This window comes from Nocardioides marmoriginsengisoli (assembly GCF_003725695.1).
Taxonomy (GTDB): Bacteria; Actinomycetota; Actinomycetes; order Propionibacteriales; family Nocardioidaceae; genus Marmoricola; species Marmoricola marmoriginsengisoli.
Genome location: NZ_RJSE01000007.1, coordinates 1,643,819 through 1,662,893, shown reverse-complemented (window position 1 = coordinate 1,662,893; position 19,075 = coordinate 1,643,819). Strand labels below are relative to the sequence as shown.

At 70.3% G+C, this 19,075-nt stretch carries 14 protein-coding genes; 5 read left to right on the top strand and 9 right to left on the bottom strand.

Annotated features, from left to right (window positions below; translation table 11 throughout):
- Positions 1–95: 95 nt before the first annotated feature.
- The 5 genes from EFK50_RS16465 to EFK50_RS16445 all read left to right on the top strand — a co-directional run bounded on the left by EFK50_RS16465 (position 96) and on the right by EFK50_RS16445 (position 4,741).
- Positions 96–578, top strand: coding sequence for a DUF4334 domain-containing protein (locus EFK50_RS16465; RefSeq protein WP_221177413.1), 483 nt, complete (start codon positions 96–98; stop codon positions 576–578).
- Positions 575–1,669 carry an NAD(P)-dependent alcohol dehydrogenase gene (locus EFK50_RS16460; protein ID WP_123228571.1) on the top strand — a complete coding sequence of 365 codons (1,095 nt, stop codon included), beginning with the start codon at positions 575–577 and terminating at the stop codon, positions 1,667–1,669. The genes EFK50_RS16465 and EFK50_RS16460 overlap by 4 nt, the downstream gene beginning before the upstream one ends.
- A gap of 70 nt (positions 1,670–1,739) precedes the next feature.
- A complete protein-coding gene (locus tag EFK50_RS16455; protein ID WP_123228570.1) occupies positions 1,740–2,888 on the top strand; it encodes an acyl-CoA dehydrogenase family protein in 1,149 nt (382 codons plus the stop codon).
- A 9-nt stretch (positions 2,889–2,897) separates the two neighbouring features.
- Positions 2,898–3,947 (top strand): acyl-CoA dehydrogenase family protein, encoded by a 1,050-nt coding sequence (locus EFK50_RS16450; RefSeq protein ID WP_123228569.1) that lies wholly within the window; start codon positions 2,898–2,900, stop codon positions 3,945–3,947.
- Between the two features lie 23 nt (positions 3,948–3,970).
- On the top strand, positions 3,971–4,741 hold the full coding sequence (locus EFK50_RS16445; protein WP_246004181.1) for an NUDIX hydrolase: 771 nt from the start codon (positions 3,971–3,973) through the stop codon (positions 4,739–4,741).
- Positions 4,742–4,750: 9 nt separating this feature from the next.
- On the opposite strand, the gene pstB is transcribed toward EFK50_RS16445, so the two are convergent.
- From pstB to pstC, 9 genes are all read right to left on the bottom strand, one after another.
- Positions 4,751–5,620: a phosphate ABC transporter ATP-binding protein PstB gene (gene pstB, locus EFK50_RS16440; protein WP_123228568.1), complete on the bottom strand. Its 870-nt coding sequence runs from the start codon at positions 5,618–5,620 to the stop codon at positions 4,751–4,753.
- An 8-nt stretch (positions 5,621–5,628) separates the two neighbouring features.
- Positions 5,629–6,600 (bottom strand): sortase, encoded by a 972-nt coding sequence (locus EFK50_RS16435; RefSeq protein WP_123228567.1) that lies wholly within the window; start codon positions 6,598–6,600, stop codon positions 5,629–5,631.
- Positions 6,597–7,886 (bottom strand): Ig-like domain-containing protein, encoded by a 1,290-nt coding sequence (locus tag EFK50_RS16430; RefSeq protein WP_183407867.1) that lies wholly within the window; start codon positions 7,884–7,886, stop codon positions 6,597–6,599. The genes EFK50_RS16435 and EFK50_RS16430 overlap by 4 nt, the downstream gene beginning before the upstream one ends.
- A 71-nt stretch (positions 7,887–7,957) precedes the next feature.
- Positions 7,958–9,802: a WxL protein peptidoglycan domain-containing protein gene (locus EFK50_RS16425; RefSeq protein ID WP_123228565.1), complete on the bottom strand. Its 1,845-nt coding sequence runs from the start codon at positions 9,800–9,802 to the stop codon at positions 7,958–7,960.
- A 105-nt stretch (positions 9,803–9,907) separates the two neighbouring features.
- Positions 9,908–11,464 (bottom strand): Ig-like domain-containing protein, encoded by a 1,557-nt coding sequence (locus tag EFK50_RS16420; protein ID WP_123228564.1) that lies wholly within the window; start codon positions 11,462–11,464, stop codon positions 9,908–9,910.
- Positions 11,465–11,503: 39 nt separating this feature from the next.
- Entirely contained in the window at positions 11,504–12,484 is a 981-nt protein-coding gene (locus EFK50_RS16415; protein ID WP_148046206.1) for a hypothetical protein, read from the bottom strand.
- Positions 12,485–12,718: 234 nt separating this feature from the next.
- Positions 12,719–15,145 (bottom strand): hypothetical protein, encoded by a 2,427-nt coding sequence (locus EFK50_RS16410; RefSeq protein ID WP_123228562.1) that lies wholly within the window; start codon positions 15,143–15,145, stop codon positions 12,719–12,721.
- Positions 15,142–17,949 carry a phosphate ABC transporter permease PstA gene (gene pstA / locus EFK50_RS22535; protein WP_221177412.1) on the bottom strand — a complete coding sequence of 936 codons (2,808 nt, stop codon included), beginning with the start codon at positions 17,947–17,949 and terminating at the stop codon, positions 15,142–15,144. The genes EFK50_RS16410 and pstA overlap by 4 nt, the downstream gene beginning before the upstream one ends.
- Complete coding sequence (gene pstC, locus EFK50_RS16395) at positions 17,946–18,968, bottom strand: phosphate ABC transporter permease subunit PstC (RefSeq protein ID WP_123228561.1); 1,023 nt, start codon at positions 18,966–18,968, stop codon at positions 17,946–17,948. Before pstC ends, pstA begins: the two co-directional genes overlap by 4 nt.
- Between the last annotated feature and the right edge of the window lie 107 nt (positions 18,969–19,075).

Sequence of the window (19,075 nt, the reverse complement as noted above, 5' to 3'; positions counted from 1 at the left end):
CCCGCTCATCGTAGTGAGGCATCGAGACCGAAGCAGCATGGGACGGCGGCGCTGGACCGCAGACAGGTAGAACGTGTTCCACTATCGTGAACGTCGTGAGTGACGACGACGTGCTCCGGTCCCGGTTCGAGCTGCTGCGCGACGCCGAGTCCGCCGACCCGGCCGACCTGGACGCACTGTGGGCCGACCTGGCCACCCTGCGCCCGGAGGAGATGCTCGGCGCCTGGCGCGGCGGCGACTTCCCCACCGGTCACCCGGCGAGCGGGCTGCTCGCCAGGATCGACTGGCACGGCAAGCGGTTCGACGCGCTGCTCGACGGCCACCCGCTGATCTGCCGGGACGAGGACGGCGCGCTGTACTCGAACACCAAGTACGCCGGCGGCGGCTACTCCTCGCTGTGGGAGGTCGGCTTCCGCGGCGAGACCACCGCCACCATGGTCTACGACGCGATGGCCGTCTTCGACCACTTCAAGCGCGTCGATGACACCACCGTGATGGGCATCATGAACGGCAAGCTCGAGGCGGCCTTCGGAACCGCCGATCTCTACTACTTCTGGCTGGAGCGTGACCAAGGATGAAGACCACCGTCGCTGTCGTGAACTCGCAGGGAGCCGACTTCTCGCTGGAGGAGATCGAGCTCGCCGACCCGCAGGCCGACGAGGTGCTGGTCAGGATCGTCGCCACCGGCCTCTGCCACACCGACATCCACCTGAAGGGCTTCCTGCCGGAGGAGATGTTCCCGAACGTCTTCGGCCACGAGGGCGCCGGCGTCGTCGAGGCGATCGGCGACGGCGTCACCGGCATCTCCGTGGGCGACCACGTGGTGCTCTCCTTCCGCTCCTGCCGGCAGTGCGAGAACTGCAAGAACGACCTGGTCGGCTACTGCGACTCCTCGCTGCTGCTCAACTACATGGGCATGCGGATGGACGGCACCACCACCTACTCCCGCGACGGCGCCCCGGTCTTCGGCAGCTTCTTCGGCCAGTCCAGCCTCTCGCTGCACGCCCTCGCGTACGCCGACAACTGCGTCGTGGTCGACAAGTCGGTCGACCTGACCAAGGTGGCGCCGTACGGGTGCGGCTTCCAGACCGGAGCCGGCACCGTGCTCAACGTGCTGAAGCCGACTCCCGCCGACAGCCTGGTCGTCTTCGGCTGCGGAGCCGTCGGCCTGGCCGCGATCGCCGCCGCGAAGCACCTCGGCGTCGGCACGATCATCGCCGTCGACCCGCTGGAGTCCCGCCGCGAGGCGGCCGCCCGGTACGGCGCGATCGGCGTCGACCCGATGGACGAGTCCGCTCCGGTCGTCGACAAGGTCAAGGAGCTGACCGGCGGCGGAGCGTCGTACGCGATCGACACCACCGCGATCTCCGCGGTCGTCAAGCAGGCCCAGCAGGCGCTCAAGGTGCGCGGCACCCTGGTCGCCCTCGGCCTGGGTGCGGAGGAGTACGCGATCGACGCGATCGACCTGCTGCAGACCGGCAAGGTGATCAAGGCCTCGATCGAGGGCGACTCCGACCCGCTGGAGATGGTGCCGCGGCTGATCGACCTGAACGCTGCCGGTGAGTTCGACGTCGACGACCTGATCACGACGTACCCGTTCAGCGAGATCAACCAGGCCGTCGCCGACGTCCTGGCCGGGAAGGTCGTCAAGCCCGTCCTGGTCTGGTAGGTCCCCGCGTCTCGACAGGGCCCGGACATCGAGCCTGTCGAGATGCCCCGCGCCTCGCTAGGGTCTCCCCATGAGGCTACGACTCACCGAGGAGGAGGCCGCGTTCCGCGAGGAGATGCGGACCTTCTTCACCACGGAGATCCCCCAGGACATCCGGGACGACGTCCGCGCCGGACGCCACCTCGGCAAGGACCACTTCGTCCGCTCGATGCAGGCGATGAACGCCGCCGGCATCGCGGTCCCGAACTGGCCGGTCGAGTGGGGCGGCAAGGACTGGACCCCGCTCCAGAAGCACCTCTGGCACGAGGAGATGCAGCTCGCCTGCGTGCCGACCCCGCTGGCCTTCAACGCCGGCATGATCGGTCCGGTGATCGCGCACTTCGGGTCGCAGGAGCTGAAGGAGCGGTTCCTGCCGGCGACCGCGAACGTCGACATCTGGTGGGCGCAGGGCTTCTCCGAGCCGAACGCCGGCTCCGACCTGGCCTCGCTGACCACCCGCGCCGAGCGTGACGGCGACGACTGGATCGTCAACGGCCAGAAGACCTGGACCACGCTCGGCCAGCACGCCGACTGGATCTTCTGCCTGGCCCGCACCGACCCCGAGGTCAAGAAGCAGGCCGGCATCTCGATGCTGCTCTTCCCGATGGACTCCCCCGGCGTCACGCTGCGTCCGATCAAGCTGATCGACGGCAGCTACGAGGTCAACGAGGTCTTCTTCGACAACGTCCGGGTCCCCGGCGAGAACCTGGTCGGCGAGGTCAACCAGGGCTGGACCCAGGCCAAGTTCCTGCTCGGCAACGAGCGCGTCGGCGTGGCCCCGGTCGGCGCCACCAAGCGCGCGCTGGCCACCGCGAAGGCGCACGCGACCGACCTGGGCGCCCTCTCCGACCCGCTGCTCGCGGCCCGCTTCGTCGAGCTCGAGAACGAGCTGCTCGCCCTCGAGCTGACCGCCCTGCGGGTGGTGGCGAACTCGGCGGACGGCAAGCCGCACCCGGCCTCGTCGGTGCTCAAGCTCAAGGGCAGCGAGCTCCAGCAGGACGTCACCGAGCTGCTCGTCGACCTCGCCGGGCCGCTGTCGCTGTCCTCCGGGTCCGAGACGGTGCCGGAGTGGGCCGCGCTCACGGTGCCGACCTACCTGAACTTCCGCAAGGCGTCGATCTACGGCGGATCCAACGAGATCCAGCGGACGATCATCGCCGGCACGATCCTGGGACTCTGAGAGGCTGACATGGACTTCGAACTCGACGAGGAGCAGACCGCGCTGCGCGACGCCGTCCGCGGGCTGCTGAAGGGCTACGACCCGGCGACCAACTCCGAGCACCGGCGCGAGGTCACCGCGACCGACCCCGGGTACGACGAGGCGCTCTGGGGCCGGCTGGCCGAGATGGGCCTGCTCGGGCTCCCGTTCGCGGAGGCCGATGGCGGCATGGGCGCCGGCCCGGTCGAGGTGGCGCTGGTCGCCGAGGAGATCGGCCGGGTGCTCGCGCCCGAGCCGTACGTCGCCGCGGTGGTGCTGGCCGGCGGGCTGGTCGCCGAGCTCGGCAGCGACGCGCAGCGCAGTGACGTCCTCGGCTCGCTGGCGGCCGGCGAACGCCTGCTCGCCTTCGCGTCCGGCGACGTCGCCGAGCCGGTGGTCCAGGGCGCCCGCGCAGACACGATCGTCTGGGAGGTCGGCGGCGAGGTCTTCCTGGTCGACCGGCCCGCCGGGGCGGTGGCCTACCGGACCCACGACGGCGGCCGCGCGGCCCGGCTGGAGTTCGACCGTGCCGCCGCCACCCCGCTGGGCAACGGCGGTGACGCCCGCGCGGCCCTCGCCACGGTCCAGGCGCGCGCCCGGATCGCCGCCTGCCACGAGGCGCTCGGCGCGATGGACACGGCGCTGCGGCTGACCACGTCGTACCTGACCACCCGGCAGCAGTTCGGGGTGACCCTCAACCGGTTCCAGGCGCTGACCTTCCGGGCCGCCGACATGTACACCGACCTCGAGCTGACCCGCAGCATCGTCACCTGGGCGACCCTGGTCGCGGCCGACGGCGACACCGCCGCGCTGCCGGACGCCGCTGCCCGGGCGAAGCTGCAGACGGTGCGGGCGGCCCGCCGGATCGGCCAGGAGGCGATCCAGCTGCACGGCGGGATCGGGGTCACCGACGAATTCTCGATCGGCCACTTCACCTCGCGGCTGACCGCGCTGAGCCACTGGCTGGGCGACGCCCGCGAGCAGGTCTCGGTGCTGTCGGCCAGCCTGGGACAGCACGGGGTACTCGACCCGCTGGACTAGTGCGTGCGCATAGGCTGTCGACCGTGGCTGCCGAACTGATCCCCGTCTCCCCCGGGGTCGTCCGTGTTACCTGGACCGCCGAGCTGCAAGCCCAGGGACTGGGCCCCTCCGTGGAAGCGGTGCGCGATGCCCTGACCACCGGGTTCACGTCGGGCCACCAGCGGATCGAGGCGCACGTCGACCCCGAGGACGAGGAAGCGCAGCGGATCGCCACCTTCTCCGGCCTGATGCGCGAGGGCATCGCCCGCAGCGTGGCCGACGGCTCGGACCGGATCGTCTACGCCCGGCTCGCCGACGACACCCCGGTCGACGACCCGGCCGGCTTCCGGCGGCTGCTGAACTCGTTCCTCCCCCGCAAGCGCGCGATCAGCCAGATGCTGATCCGCGACCAGAACGAGCGGGTGCTGCTCTGCCAGCTCACCTACAAGAAGGACTGGGACCTGCCCGGAGGCGTGGTCGAGGTCGGCGAGTCCCCGATGATCGCGGTGGGCCGCGAGGTCACCGAGGAGCTCGGCCTGACCCTGGAGACCGGGCCGCTCGTCCTCACCGACTGGCTGCCCGCCTGGGGCGGCTGGGACGACGCCGTCTGCCTGGTCTTCGACGGCGGGGTGCACCCGGAGTCGCTGGTCGACGGGATCGTCCGGCAGAAGCGCGAGATCCGCTCCGCCAAGTTCTGCACCGTCGAGGAGGTGCACGAGCTCTGCGCCGACTTCACCGCCCGCCGGATCGTCTCCGCCCTGATCAACCTCTCCGGCTCCCCCGGGTCGTCGTACACCGAGAGCGGTCGTCCCTGACCTGCTCCGCTAGCCGAAGCGGCCGTTGACGTAGTCGTCGGTGCGCTGGTCGGCGGGGTTCTCGAAGAGGGTGGTCGTGGGACCGGACTCGACGATCTGGCCGGGAGTGGTCGCGGTCGCGAGGAAGAACGCGCACTGGTCGGAGACCCGCTGCGCCTGACCCATGTTGTGGGTCACGATCACGATCGTGACGTCCGCCCGCAGCTCGCGGATGGTCTCCTCGATCCGGTTCGTCGACGTCGGGTCCAGCGCGGAGCAGGGCTCGTCCATCAGCAGCACGTCCGGGCGCACCGCCAGCGAGCGGGCGATGCAGAGCCGCTGCTGCTGCCCGCCGGAGAGCGCACCGCCGGGTTCGCGGAGGCGGGCGCTGACCTCCGACCAGAGACCGGCCTTGGTGAGCACCTCCTCGACCAGGTCGTCCTTCTCGCCCAGGGAGGCCCTCTTGCCGGTCATCTTCAACCCGGACAGGACGTTCTCGTAGATCGACATCGCCGGGAACGGGTTCGGCTTCTGGAAGACCATCCCGACCCGGGCCCGCGCCTCGGTCATCCTCAGCTGCGGGTCGTAGAGGTCCTGCCCGTCCAGCAGCACCTCCCCGGCGAACGACGCCCCCTTGATCAGCTCGTGCATCCGGTTCAGGGTGCGCAGGAACGTCGACTTGCCGCAGCCGGACGGCCCGATCAACGCCGTCACCTGGTGGGCCGGCATCTCCAGGGACACGTCGTCGAGCACCTGGTGGTCTCCGAACCAGGCGGAGATGCCGCGCGCGGACAGGCTCGCCGGCGCGGCGACCGCCCGGTGGGTGGCGGTGACCAGTCGTTCGACCCGCTGCTCCGGGATCGGGGGGATCTGGGTGGTGTCGTCGTACAGGGCGCTCATCTCGTCTCTCAGATCAGGTTGGGCAGGAGCTGGGCGACCAGGCCGGCGACCTGGAAGCCGACGAACCCGAGGATCGGGACGCAGACCATCCAGGACTGCCACCGACCCCAGACCGCGCGCACCCAGGCGAGCAGCACCGCGAGCAGCAGCAACAGCTGCGACCAGAGCAGCAGCGGCAGCAACGCCGACTTGTCGCCCGCCATCGGGCTCTCGCCCTTCGACAGCCCGGCGACGGTCACCGGTCCGGTGACCGAGGGCAGCTTCTCGCTGACCAGCGCGGCGTCGACCCGGACCACGTCCGAGGGCAGGTACGGCGTGCCGTCGCCGGTCATCAGGGTCAGCCGGGCGGCGGTGGCGTCGGCGGCGGGCGCGGGATCGCCCTCGCGCCGGATGCCGGTCACCTTGTAGAGCGACTTGCCCTGGCCGGTCAGGAACGCGATCTCGTCTCCCGGCTCCAGGGTGTCGATCTTCCGGAACGGGCCGCCGTACGTCGCCTGCCGACCCATCACCACCACGGTGCCGACCTGGCCGGGCAGCGGCGAGTCGCGCCGGTGCCCCGGCCCGGACATCAGCACCCGCGACGTCGTGCCCTGGGACACGATCTCCTTCAGGCCGAGGCTCGGGATCGCCATCAGCGTGACCGGCGCGCCGAGCGGGACCGGCTTCTTGTCGTCGAGGACCCAGACGCCGTCCTTCTTCGTCGCCGCACCGAGCTGGCCGGTGGGCGCCACCGCCTCGGCGACCTGGCTGCGGAACTCCTGGTAGAGCACCGCCTGGTTGCGGGTGTGCTTGATCGGCCCGACGAGCACCATCTCGGCCACGAACACGAAGAGCATCACGGCGAGCACGGTGGTCGCCGAGGCGGCGGCACGGCTGATCAGGAGCGCACGACCACCCGACCCGGGAGCGGCTGCTCCCGGGGCGGGCGTCGGGGCTGCCGGCGGCGCAGGCGGCGCCGGCCTCTGGGCGAGCTGGGTCACGTCACCTTCCTCGCGGGCGAGGTCGCCACGCCGTTGAGGTAGCCGGACTTGAGCACGGTCACCCGGCAGGAGACGGCCTTCTTCTTGTCCGCCTTGACGAGCTTGTACTTCGCGGCGGTCTTGCGCGGGATGACCTTGCCGGAGCGCAGCCAGGTGTACTTGTACGTCGTCGGGGCCGGCGACCAGGTGCCGCGCGAGCAGGTCACCGTCTTGCCGACCTTGGTGGTCCCGAGGACCTTGGGCTTGACCCGGGCGACCGGCGCGGCGCCGGCGGCGACCTTCACCGCGGTGCTGGTCCGGCTGACGCTGGTACCGCCCTTGGTGCTGGTCAGCGTGCAGGAGATCGCGGCGTTCACCCAGGCCGCCGGTACGACGACGCTGGCCGTGGTGATCCCGGTGGGGACGTTGTTCTTCAACCACGAGTACGTCTTCGTCCCGCCGGTCACCGCGGTGCAGCCGCGGGTCGCGCCGACCCGGGAGGTCCCGGTCAGAGTGGTGGCTCCGGCGACGATGTAAGCCTGGCCGGCCGAGGTGGAGGTGGCGAAGTTGTTCGCGCCGGGCAGGTAGACCGCGGTGAGCGCGCCCGCACCGGCCGGGATGGCCATGGTGCTCAGCGACGCGACGCCGGCGGCCAGCGCGACCGGGGCGCCGAGGTTGGTCGCACCGGACTTGAACTGGACGGTGCCGGCCGGGGTGCCCTCGCCGGAGGTGACGGTGGCCTGCAGGGTGACCGAGGTGCCCTGGACGACCGGGTCGACCGGCGTCGGGGTGGCCAGCGTCGTCTGGGTGGCGGGCTTCGCGGCCGGGTTGGCGACGTAGGTGCCGCCGTTGGGCGCGCTGCGCGGGGTGAACGTCACCGTCTGGGCGAACTCACCCACCTCGGAGAAGAAGTCGGGCCCGATGCAGGCGATCCGGACGGTGAACACGCCGCTCGGAGCGCTGATCGAGTTCGCCTGGAAGACGTCCTTGAAGATGCCGCTGAGCGGGAACGTCGTCTCGTTCGCCGGTCGGTTGCCCTGGATGATGCTCTGGGCGACGCCGTTGTTCTGCTCGGTGATGCCCGGGCCGCTCATGTAGCCGATCAGGCCGGTCGACCCTGCCGGGCAGGAGCTCGAGGTGGTGGCGGTCAGCGCGTTCGACTCGTTGCCGGTGGCCGGCGTGATCGAGAGCGTGCCGAGGCTGGTCGCGGCCTGGGCCGCCGGGGTCAGGGCGACACCGAGGGTCGTGGCGATCGCGCCTGCCGCGAGGAGCGCCGTCATCCTCCTGCCGAGGTGAGTGCTGCGCATCGGATCTCTCCTTCTCGTGTACTGCGAGGTTGCGTCGGCTGACGCGGGATGGATGGACGTCGGGAGGGGATTCATGAGCGCCGCCACGGGCCGGGGATCCGGCGGCCGAAGGCCAGCGCGAGCGAGCCGATCAGGACGACGATCCCGGCGGCCATCAGGACCCAGGACGGGCCGTCGTCGGTCGCGGCGGGTGCGTCGGTGCCGAGCAGGTCACCGGCTCGGTCCGCCGCGGAGCCCTGTGCCTGGGCGTCGTCGGACGGGTTCCCGTCCGGGCCCGCCGTACCGCCCCCGGGCTGGTTCTTCGTCTTCGGCTCGCCGTTCGGGCCGGTGGTCGGGATCTGCACGACCGGACCCTTCTTGTTCGTCAGCGGCGGCAGCGCCACCCAGTGGTCGGGCTTGTCGAACTTGATCGCCGCGACGTACTCGCCGTAGCTCTTGTCCGGGAACTCGGCCTTGATGCACCGGATCACGAACCGGTACTCGCCGGCGAGCCCGCGCGGGTCGGGCTGGGCGGCCATCAGGTTCTTCATGCTGTCGCCGAGCGCCGCCGTGAAGCCGGTCTCGTTGGTGACGGCGCCGTCGGTGTTGGAGACCACGATGGCGCCCTCCTTCGGGAACCCGCGGCCGTAGCCGTAGCCGATCATCGAGGTGGCCGGGAGCGGGCAGCCGCCGGAGGTCTCGATGTCGAACGGCTCCAGCGCGATGCCCTGCTTCTTGCTGATCGTGGCCTTCCACTCGTCGCCGTTCGCCGCTGTCGCCGGAACCCCCAGGCCCGGCGAGAGCAGCGCGCCGAGCACGCCGGCGAGGAGCGCACCACGGACCAGCATCCGGTGCTTGGCGCTGGCCCGGTCCCGCTCCTCGGCCGCGAGCAGGCCCGCCTGCTCCGCGGCGCGGGCCTGGCGACGGCGGCGCTCGTAGTAGCCACCGCCACCGGCGAGCAGCAGCACGGCGACCACGATCGCGATCAGCAGCCACGGCCAGGCGGCGAATCCTTCGGTCGTCGTCACGTCGATCGCCTTCTCCTTCAGCGCCGCGTCCACGGGCACGCCGTGGAGGGCGATCTCGGCCTTCATCGGCCCGGTCCCGAACACGTTCTTGACGACGCTCCGGTACTGCGCGACACCTCCCGGCAGCAGGTCCTCGACCGGCGGCGCCGTCGCGTCCACGCCGGGTAGTCCGAGGATCCTGGTGAGCTCGATGCCACCGGAGGCGTTCATCCGGACGTTCCCGGTGTTGCGCACCGTGTAGGTGACGGTCGCGTCGCCGCGCCCCAGCGGGGACCCGGCGCCGTTCCAGTCGACCTTGAGGTCCTCGACCTTCAGCGCCGGCTTCAGGTCGCCGGGTACCCGGAGGTGGATCCGCATGCCGACCCGGTGGTCGACGACGATGCTGCCGCCGTCCGGCTTGGGCTCCTTGGCCAGCAGCGAGACCACGATCGCCCCGGAGTGGTCACCGGGGGTGGCGTCGTGCGGGACGCCGAGCTGGAAGGGCACCACGACCTCGGTGCGCGCGGGCAGGGTGAGCTTGTTCTTCTTCAGCGAGATCCAGGAACCGACATCCTCGGCCTCGTCCGCCGAGGCCTGGATGTCGAAGCCGGCGTTCGGGGTGCTGCTGGCGTCCTTCGCCAGGAGCCTGATCGTGATCGGCTGGTAGCGGAAGTTCGAGATCGCGATCCAGTCCTGGACCACGCCCCGGGGCAGCACCTCGTAGTCGAAGACGCCGCGGTCGTCGCCGCCCTTGGCGTTCGCCGTACGGATGCCGACGGTGGCTGAGTTCTTCGCCTTGGTGTCCGGCCCGGACGGGTCGTCGGCCGCGTGCGCCGCGGTCGGGAGGGCCAGCAGCGATCCCGCCAGCAGGCCTGCGGCGAGGACGGCCAGGGCGGAGGTCAGCCGAGGGGCCGCGCGGTGTCGTCTCATCTCTACTTCCGGTTCTCAGGGGGTGGAGCTTCTTGCGGTGCTGGGGTGTGGCGGCGCCCGGTCTGCGGGCGCCGCCACACGTGGAGCAGTGCTGCGACTACGTCGTCAGCTGACCGTCAGGGTCAGCGTCGCGGCGTAGGTCCCGGCCGGAACGTCGGTCGGGATGTTGAGGTTGAGCAGTGCGTCGAGCACGGCCGTACCGTTACCGGCGTCGTCCTGAGCCACCGCGAGGACGCGGGAGAGCTTCAGACCGGTGGCGCCATCGGCCGGAGTGCTGGACGGGCTGCCCTCGGTGCCGGCTGCGACGGTCGGACCGGCAGCGATGCCGACCTGGTTGACCGACGAGCTGATCACGTTCGGGACCCAGCCCAGGTTGAAGCCGTTCACCTGGTCGGTGCCCTTGATGAAGTTGGTCACGATGCCCGACGCGGTCCAACCGGGGTCTCCGGCGCGCGTGTCGGTCACCTTGACGGCGTCCATCCGGCCGCTGGCGGTGAGCAGGTCACCACCGGCGTTGATCTGGGCGGTACCCAGGTCGACCTGGCCGTCGGCGCCGTCGTCCAGCACCATCACCAGACCACCCGCGGGCACGGCGACCACGATGTTCTCGGTCAGGCTGACACCGGTGAAGGCGTCGACCACGTGGTTCACCGCGGACGAGTCGGCCGCGAGCGCGCCCGATCCGGCAGCGGGGGTGAAGTGCGCCGTCACCGAGTGGGTGCCCACCGTCAGGCTGGTCGAGCTGAAGGTGGCGACGCCCGAACCGTTGACGCTGCTCGTGCCGAGGACGGTCGCGCCCTCGGAGAACGTCACGGTGCCGGCGACCGCCGGCGAGACGGTGGCGGTGAAGTTCGCCGGCGCGTACTGCGCCGACGGACCGTTGCTGGTCAGCGCCAGCGTAGTGCCGATCGCGTTGACCACGTGGCTCACACCGTTGGACGTGGACGGGCTGTTCGCCGCCGCGTTCGTCGGGGTGAAGACCGCCGTGATCGGGTGCGTCCCGACGTCCAGGGTCGTCGAGGTGAACGTCGCCACACCCGAGGCGTCGACGGCCTGGGGCGCGCCCAGGTCGTTCGCGCCGTCCTTGAACTGCACCGAGCCGGCGACACCGTCGGTGGCGTCGGCGGTGAAGGTCACGGAGTCACCGAAGGTGCTGGTGGCGTTGTTCTGGGTGAGCACCGTGGAGGTGGGCGCAGCCGGAACGACCGTCACGTAGTTGGCGTTGTTGGCGCCACCTCGCGGCGTGAAGTTGACCGTCTGCGTGAACTCGCCGACCTCGGAGAAGAAGTCCGGGCCGATGCAGGCGACCCGGACGTTGAACGCACCGCTCGGGGCCGCCAGGCTGGCGGCCGCGAACGCGTCCTTGAAGATCGCCGAGACCGGGAACGACGTGGCAGTCGGGCGGTTGCCCTGGATGATCTGCTCGGTCGCCATGCCCGGACCTGAGATGTAGCCGATCAGGCCCGTGGAGTTCGCCGGGCACGGCTCGCTGAGGGTCGCGTTCAGGGCAGTCGACTCGTTGCCGGTGGCCGGGGTCAGCGTGAGCTGACCCGGGTCCGCCGGGAACGCCGCCTGCGCAGAACCCGCACCGATCGTCACCAGGACTCCGGCGCTGAGGGCGCCGGCTGCTGCAATGCTGAGAAGCCTCTTGTTGAGGTTCACGACAGTTTTCCTTTCAGAGGGGGGTGAGGTGTCGTGGAATCACTGCGGGTTGACGATGGATCCGGTGCCGCACGTGGCGATCGGCGCGAATCCGTACTTGGCCAGGACGTCGGTGCGGTTGCAGAGCATCGAGGTGTTCGTGCCCGCCGCCGGGTCGGTGTCCTCGAAGACCGAGATGGCCGTCGGGTTGGCGTTCGCGCCACCGGTCAGGATCGACGTCGGAACGACGTTGAAGACCGTGCGGGTGGCCGCGAAGTCGTCGGCCGTGCCGGCCAGGTTGCCGTACGACGTGTTGAGCGAGATCGGGTACGAGAGCTCACCGCTGGAGGCGGTGATCGTGCCGAGCATGCTCGAGCCGCGCAGGTCGCTGTCGACGCCGCCGCCCATCATCGAGACCCACTGCGCCACGGAGACCGGGGCGATCGAGGTGCCGTTGAGGGTGCGCAGGTCGTGCTCCTGGAGCGGGTTGGACCCGCCACGGGTACCGAGGTCCGCCTGGTCGGTGACGCACGGCAGGTTCGCCGGGTTGGTGAGGTCGCCCTCGGTCAGGCCGACCTTGCCCAGCCAGGTGCTCCGGGTGCCCGAACCCGCCTGCGGGATCAGGGCCTTCCAGGCGCCGGTGGTGAAGCCACCGAAGTTGCAGTGGTACGCGTCGATCAGGTTCTGCTTGGTCAGCTTGCGCGGGATCGCGGTCTGCTTGTTCACCGCGAAGGTGAGCGAGTCGGTGGCGAGCGCGAGACCCTTGACCTCGACGGTGCCGAGGTTGGACGCCGAGGCGGCCGAGGACGAGCGGGCGAAGTCGAGGCACCCGAACGTGGTCTTGCCCGTGGTGAAGGCGTCCCGGAGAGCCTGCTGGCCGGCGCCGGAGCCGTTCGCACGGCGTCCTTCGACGTAGGCGGACTCGCCGTTGTTGCCGATGTAGTTGCAGCCGCTGGGCCGGGTCTGGAATCCCGCGCTACCCTTGGCGTTCCACGAAGAGATCAGCTTGTTGTTGGAGCCATCGACGATGACTTCAGACATGCCGTTCATGACCTCTTCAGTGGTGTCCGATCCCACTCCCTGCAACGGTCGAGCGTTGCCGGGAAGTGGGGTCGGATCTGCGTTGGCAACGCTGACACCGATGAGGCTGACCGCAACACCGAGGCCGCAGGCGGCCGCGATGAGGCGCTTGGAAACCTTCATCTCTACTCCTTGTTAGGACTAGGCCGGGAGCGGGCGCTCTCGACCAACCCGATGACGGGACTCACCGGGGGCTCAGGGTGACCGCGGATCCGGTCGGGAGTGCAGCAGCTTCTGGACGGCCGCGTACGCGAACGTCGCGGGTTTGGCGGAGAGGGCGAGGACGCCGAGGAGCAGCGCGATCAGCAGCACGTAGCGGGTCGCGCCGGGCTCGATCCCCTTCGTGGTCACCGATGCCGGGGTGACCGCCGCCGGGACCGGGGCGACCGCCGTACCGCCTGGCGGGGCGGGTGCGCCGACCGGTGCCTCGGTGACCGGCGTCTCGGTCTCCGGCGTGCTCGTGCCGCCGTCGCCCTCCTCGGTCGGCTTGGCGGTGGGCTCGGCCGCCGGCAGCGGCCCGCCCTGCTTGGCGATCAGCGCCGCGGTCGCGAGCGCCTGCTTGCGCATCGCGGCCGGTAGCGGCAGGTAGCCCTCTGGGAGCTCCCCCGGCGAGATCCCCGGCGTCTGTCCGGGACCCCCGGCGTACTTGACGAAGCCGGCGTAGTCGGCGGCCTCGTCCTTCTTGAGCTGCCGCGGCGCCGTCATCGCGTAGGTGACCTCGGTCAGCGGGTACGCCGCCTTCACCTTGGTCCCCGGGTTCGCCGCCAGGACGCCGGCCGTCCCGGACGGCTTCATCGCTCCGAGGGCGGCGCTCATCCCGGCGTTCGTCGGCGAGATGAACGCCCCCGAGGCGTTCTGCAGCTTGGCCATCGAGAGCTTGAAGCGGGCCGCGGTCGCGGTGTCGGTCAGCACCAGGACGGCGCGCTCCCCCGGGGCCTGGGCCGGGTTCTGCTTGTACCGGGGCGGGATCGCCGCCAGGTCCCAGGTGTCGTTCGCCAGCGTCATGCCGCGGATCGCGCCGCGCGACGCCGAGTGGAAGTCCGCCGCGTAGGCCAGGTGGTCCAGCGCGCAGAAGTCGGCCTGGTTCAACGCCGCCGGGAACTTCACGCAGGTCGGGTCGGAGCGCGGGAAGTCCTGCCGGTCCAGGTCCATGCCCTTGTAGAACGGGTTCACCTTCACCGTCTGACCGCCGACCTTCGCCGGGGTGCCGGCGATGAACGCGCGCGCTGCCGGGTCGGACTTGATCCACTCCCAGATCGAGCGGTTGGCATCGGCCAGGCCGAGCGGGTTGGTGATCGAGTAGAGCTGCCCGATGTACTGCAGCTGGTTGAACTCGGGGTTGAGCGCCAGGAACTCCTTGTCGTCGGTCAGCGACCGCGGGTTGCCGGCGACGTGCGCGGTGCTGCCGGTGATCGAGCCGAGGTAGGACTGGGTGAGCAGCTTGGCCACCAGCCGGGCGTTCAGCTTCACGTCGAGCACCCGGGTGCCGCGCTTGGCCTTCACCTCCGGCGTCGAGCCGGTGTTCCGGTCCGGGTCGTACGGGCCGTCCTTGGGGACCCGTTCGACGACCACCCCGATGCCGACGGCATTGACCGCGACCGGGGCGTAGGCGAGCAACCGGCCGTCGCTGTTCAGATCGGCGTCCAGCGGCCGGTTGACCAGCGACAGCCAGGGGGTCTCGGTCAGCGCCTGGGCACGGGCGCTCTGGTCGGCGATCTGCGAGTAGCCGAAGTTGGCCCCGGTGGCGTCGCACAGCTCGGGCTGCCACTGGCCGACCGCCTCGGCTGCCGACTCGTTGCCGAGCACCCGGCGCTCCGCCGAGTCGATCGAGCAGGTGGTGCCGACCGGGTCGAACTTCAGCCGGAAGCTGATCGCGTGGGCGAAGTTGGACGCGGCCAGCGGCGAGGTCTCCAGCCGGTTCGACGGCGTCTCGGAGACGTCCGCGCCGGTGACCTCCTTCGTGTCGCGCGGCACCACCACCAGCCAGCAGTCCCGGGGGTCGCCGTCGTCCTTGACCACGCCGCAGCCGAGCCCGGCCGCCTCGCGACCGGTCTGCACCTCGAAGAACTCCTCGCCGGTGCCGTCGTTGGAGGTCCGGCCGTAGTCGATCTCGTTGGTCGACTGGGTGTCGAAGAACTCGTTGCGCCTCGTGGTGACGACCTTGCCGGTCACCGACTCGAACGGCACCAGGGCGGTCTTCGGGAACGGTGCCGTGTAGGTCTCGTCCGGGTCGTCGTGCTGACCGTCGTTGAGGATCTCCCGGGTCGAGGTCGACGCACCGCCGCGCGGGTCGTCGAAGATGCCGCCGTACTGGCACTTCTCCCGCTTCGGGCCGCTCTCGTCTCCCCAGCACTGCATGATCTGCAGGTAGTTGTTGAAGAAGTTGCGGCCGCTGGTGGTGCTCTGCTCGCCGCCGGTCCAGGAGACCCGGATCACCTGGTTGCGCAGGTGGGTGTGCTGGCTGATCGTCACCTTGAGGTCTTCGAACCGGCCCGCCCCGGTCACCGTCAGCGAGCCGTCGTCCTCAGCCGCGACCGCTCCGGTCGGGGTCCCGAGCGCGATCAGCGAGACCAGCACCGCGCCGAGCGCGACACCGGCGGCCAGGGCACGACGCGCGATCACGGGGTCCTCCTCCGGGCCAGCTGGGCCACCAGCGGCGGCAGCATCACGACCAGCAGCAGGGCGAGACCGGCGATCACCATCAGCGCGGTCTGGGTCCCGGTCGAGTAGTCGGCGCCCAGGGTCTGCGCGGTTCCGGAGACCGGCTGGGAGCTGGTCTCCCCGCCGTCGGCGATCGGCTGGCCGGTGTCCGGATCGATCGTGCCCGGTGTGCTCCCGGCTCCCGGCACCTCGGTCCCCGGGGTGCCGGTCCCGGGGCTCCCGGTCCCGCCGGTGCCGTTGCCGGTCGTGGTGCCGCCTCCCGAGCTGGTCCCGGTCGGCGCCTGGGCGCCCCCGGTGCCGGTCGTGCACTGGGTCGTGCCGGCCTTGTCGCACGCGGGCGGGAACTTGGCCGTCGTGGCGAGCAGGTTCGGGCTGGACGAGGAGAACGTGGGGTTGCGGCACTTGGAGATGTCGACCGTCCCGGAGGAGCCCGGGATCCGCTTGACCTGGTTGAGGCCGGCCTGGACCAGGTTCCGCGGCAGCGGCGAGTAGCCGAGCGAGTCGGCCTGCTGCTGGCCGTCGCAGAGGAAGTAGTTCGCGAACGCGGCCAGGGTCTTGCCCTTGGCGGTGCTGAACGCGCCGCGGACCTCGAGCGGCACGATCATGTACGAGTAGCTCGACAGCGGGTACGCGCGCGCGTCCGGGTTGTCGTAGACGCCGTCCAGGATCTGGGTCAGGTAGTTCACCGATCCGGCGTTGTTGTTGATCTGCGCCTTCAGCAGCCCGACGGCGACGTTGCCCGCGGTCGGCTCGACGTAGTACCCCTTCTTGTTCAGCAGCTTGGCCACCGGGAAGCCGGTGTTCCGCGCGTAGGAGTACTCGACGTACGTGATGGTGCCCTCGTTCTGCTTCTGGGCGACGTAGCCGGAGACACCGAGCGACCCGGACTGGGCGGTGAAGCCGCTGCCCGACTTCACCGGGTACGACGAGGTGATGCCGCACGGCGTCGACCGCCCGGCCGACTTGCAGTACGGGTCCCAGAGCGACTGGTAGCGCTTGGAGAGCCAGGTGGTCAGCTGGGCCGTCGTACCGGAACCGTCCGAGCGGACCACCGGGACGATCCGCCGGGCCGGCATCGCCAGGCCGGGGTTGTCCTTCTTGATGGCGGCGTCGTTCCACATCGTCGCCTTGCCGGTGAAGATCCGGGCGATGTTGGTGCCGGAGAGCCGCAGGTTGGTGACCTTCTTGCCACCGATCTTCAGGTTGTACATGAACGCGGTGCCGCCGGCCACGATCGGCATGTAGGCGTACTTGAAGGTCGGCGGCTGGTCGGTGACCCCGCCGTCGGTCAGGCCGTAGGGGATCTCGGAGACGCCGAAGTCCACGGTGGCGTTCTTGAACTCGTTGCGTCCGACCGAGGAACCGGCGTCGCCGTTGTAGTTGACCTTCATGCCGTACTTGACGACGTTGGCCTGCCAGTCCTTGATCGCGTTCGCCGACCAGCTCGACCCGGACCCTGAGATCGGGACGTAGGAGTTGTCCGCCGCCGAGGCCGGCTGGCTCGGGCGCAACGTCACGCCGGCCAGCAGGCCCAGCGCGGCGAGGACGGCACCGGCACGGATCACCGCACGCCCTGCCGACCTCTGGGCCGACCTTTGGGCGAACCGCTGCTGGTCGCGCTGCGAGTCGCGGGCGATCTTGCGGCGCTGCCGCGCGTTGAGCTGCCCGGGCCCGCGACCGCCGATGATCCGGGCGATCACGAACATCACCAGCACCAGGATCAGCAGGAAGGCCGCGGTTCCGAAGCCACGGGTGACCATCGCCTCCTGGGGAGAGCGGACGGCGGAGAATGCCTGGAGCGGGAGTGACACTTGGGGGCCCTTCGCTGGGTTCGCGTTCAGTGCGTTGTTGAAGCCGGCCGTGAGCAGCACCGGAGAGGTCTCGCCGATGCCGCGAGCGGCGCCGAGGATGACGGCCGTGGTGAGGCCGGAGCGGGAGGTCGGCAGGACCACGTGCCAGACCGTGCGCCAGTGGCTGGTGCCGAGCGCGTACGACGCCTCCTTGAGGTGGCCGGGCACCAGCCGGAGCACCACGTCGGCAGCACGGATGATGATCGGCAGCATCATCACGCTGATCGCGAAGGCCGCCGCGTAGCCGCTCTTCTCGTGGCCGAGGGCGACGATCCAGACCGCGTAGATGAACAGGCCGGCGATGACGCTGGGCAGCGCCGTCATCGCCTCGACGACGGTGCGCGCGACCCGGGCGAACCGGCCTGGGAACTCGTTGAGGTAGACCGCGCAGAGGACACCGAGCGGCACCGTGATGATCAGCGCGATGGTGATCTGCTCCAGGGTGCCGACGATCGCGTGCTTGATGCCGCCGACCGTCAACGGGTCGGTCGGCCGGGTGACCTCCATGTCCTGGGTGTAGAAATTCCAGTGCACCATCGCCTCGCCGCCGCGGACCAGGGTGTAGCCGACGACCAGGATCAGCACGGTGAGCAGGATCAGGCTGAGCGTGTGGATCACCGCCGAGGCGAGCCGGGCGCGGACCACCTGGGCGCTCTCCTCGAGCGCGACCAGCGCCGCGTAGTAGCCGAGGAACAGGGCGTAGCCGATGACGGCGCAGGCGATCGGACCGGTGATCGGCATCAGCGACACCAGGGCGGCCGTGGTCGCCGCGGCCGCTCCGAGGGCGCCGACGAGGGCGAGGACGTCGTCTCGCTTGATCGTGCCGATCGATCGCGGGACGGCGTGGGTCCCGTCCTGGCGCTCGGTCCTGGTCGGCAGGAACGTCGCCGGCCTCGAGGTGGTGTCGACGCTCATCCGCTCTCCGCCCCCGATCGGCTGCGGGCCACGATCGTGGAGGCGGTGAAGTTGATCGCCATCGTCATCAGGAAGAGCGCCAGCCCGGCGGCGAAGAGCGCGGAGAGCGAGAACTCCTGGGCCTCGCCGTACCGCAGCGCGATCAGCGACGAGACCGAGCTGCCGCCGTTCTGGAAGATGTTCGGCTGGAACGCCGGCACCACCGAGAGCACCATGTAGACCGCGATCGTCTCGCCGAGGGCGCGGCCCAGGCCGAGCATCGAGCCGCCGATGATGCCGCCCTTGCCGAACGGCAGCACGACGGTGCGGATCATGCCCCACTTGGTGCTGCCGAGCGCGTAGGCGCCCTCGCGCTCACCGATCGGCGCCTGCGAGAAGGCCTCGCGCATCAGGGCGCACATGATCGGGGTGACCATGAACGCGACCACGATCCCGGCGATGAACGTGGAGGAGGTGAAGACGGTGTTCTGGGAGGTCGCGCTGCCCTTCACGTACCCCTCGGTGTCGATGCCGAGGAACGGCAGCCACCCGAAGCGCTCCGAGATCCACTGGGCCAGCGGGACCACCTGGTTCTGCAGGAAGAAGAAGCCCCAGAGGCCGTAGACGACGCTGGGGACCGCGGCCATCAGGTCGATCAGGGTGATGAAGGTGCGCTGCAGCCGTGCCGGCGCGTACTCACTGATGTACAGCGCGGTCGCGGTCGCCAGCGGTACCGCGAAGAGGATGGCGACCAGGCCGATCAGGACCGTCCCGGTGAGGACGCCGGCGATCCCGAAGTGGTGGGCGTCCGGCTCCCACTTGGTCTCGGTCAGGAAGTCGAGCTTGGCGACGCTGAGCGCGTCGGCGGCACGCAGCGCCAGGAAGCTGCCGACCAGCAGCATGATCCCGAGCACGATGATCGCGCTGGTCGAGGTGACCCGGTGGAAGACGATGTCGGCGCCGGTGGGCCGCGAGGTCAGCGACCTTCGGGGACGCGCCGGGGGCGCCGTGCCCGGAGGGACCTCGACTGCGGTCGACACACATGCCTCTGAATCGTTCGTAGCGACGGGCCGAGTCCCGTAGAGGCGGGTGGGGCCCGCTTCCACGACGCACAGTGGCTACCGGCGGAGACCAGAAGGCTCCCCCC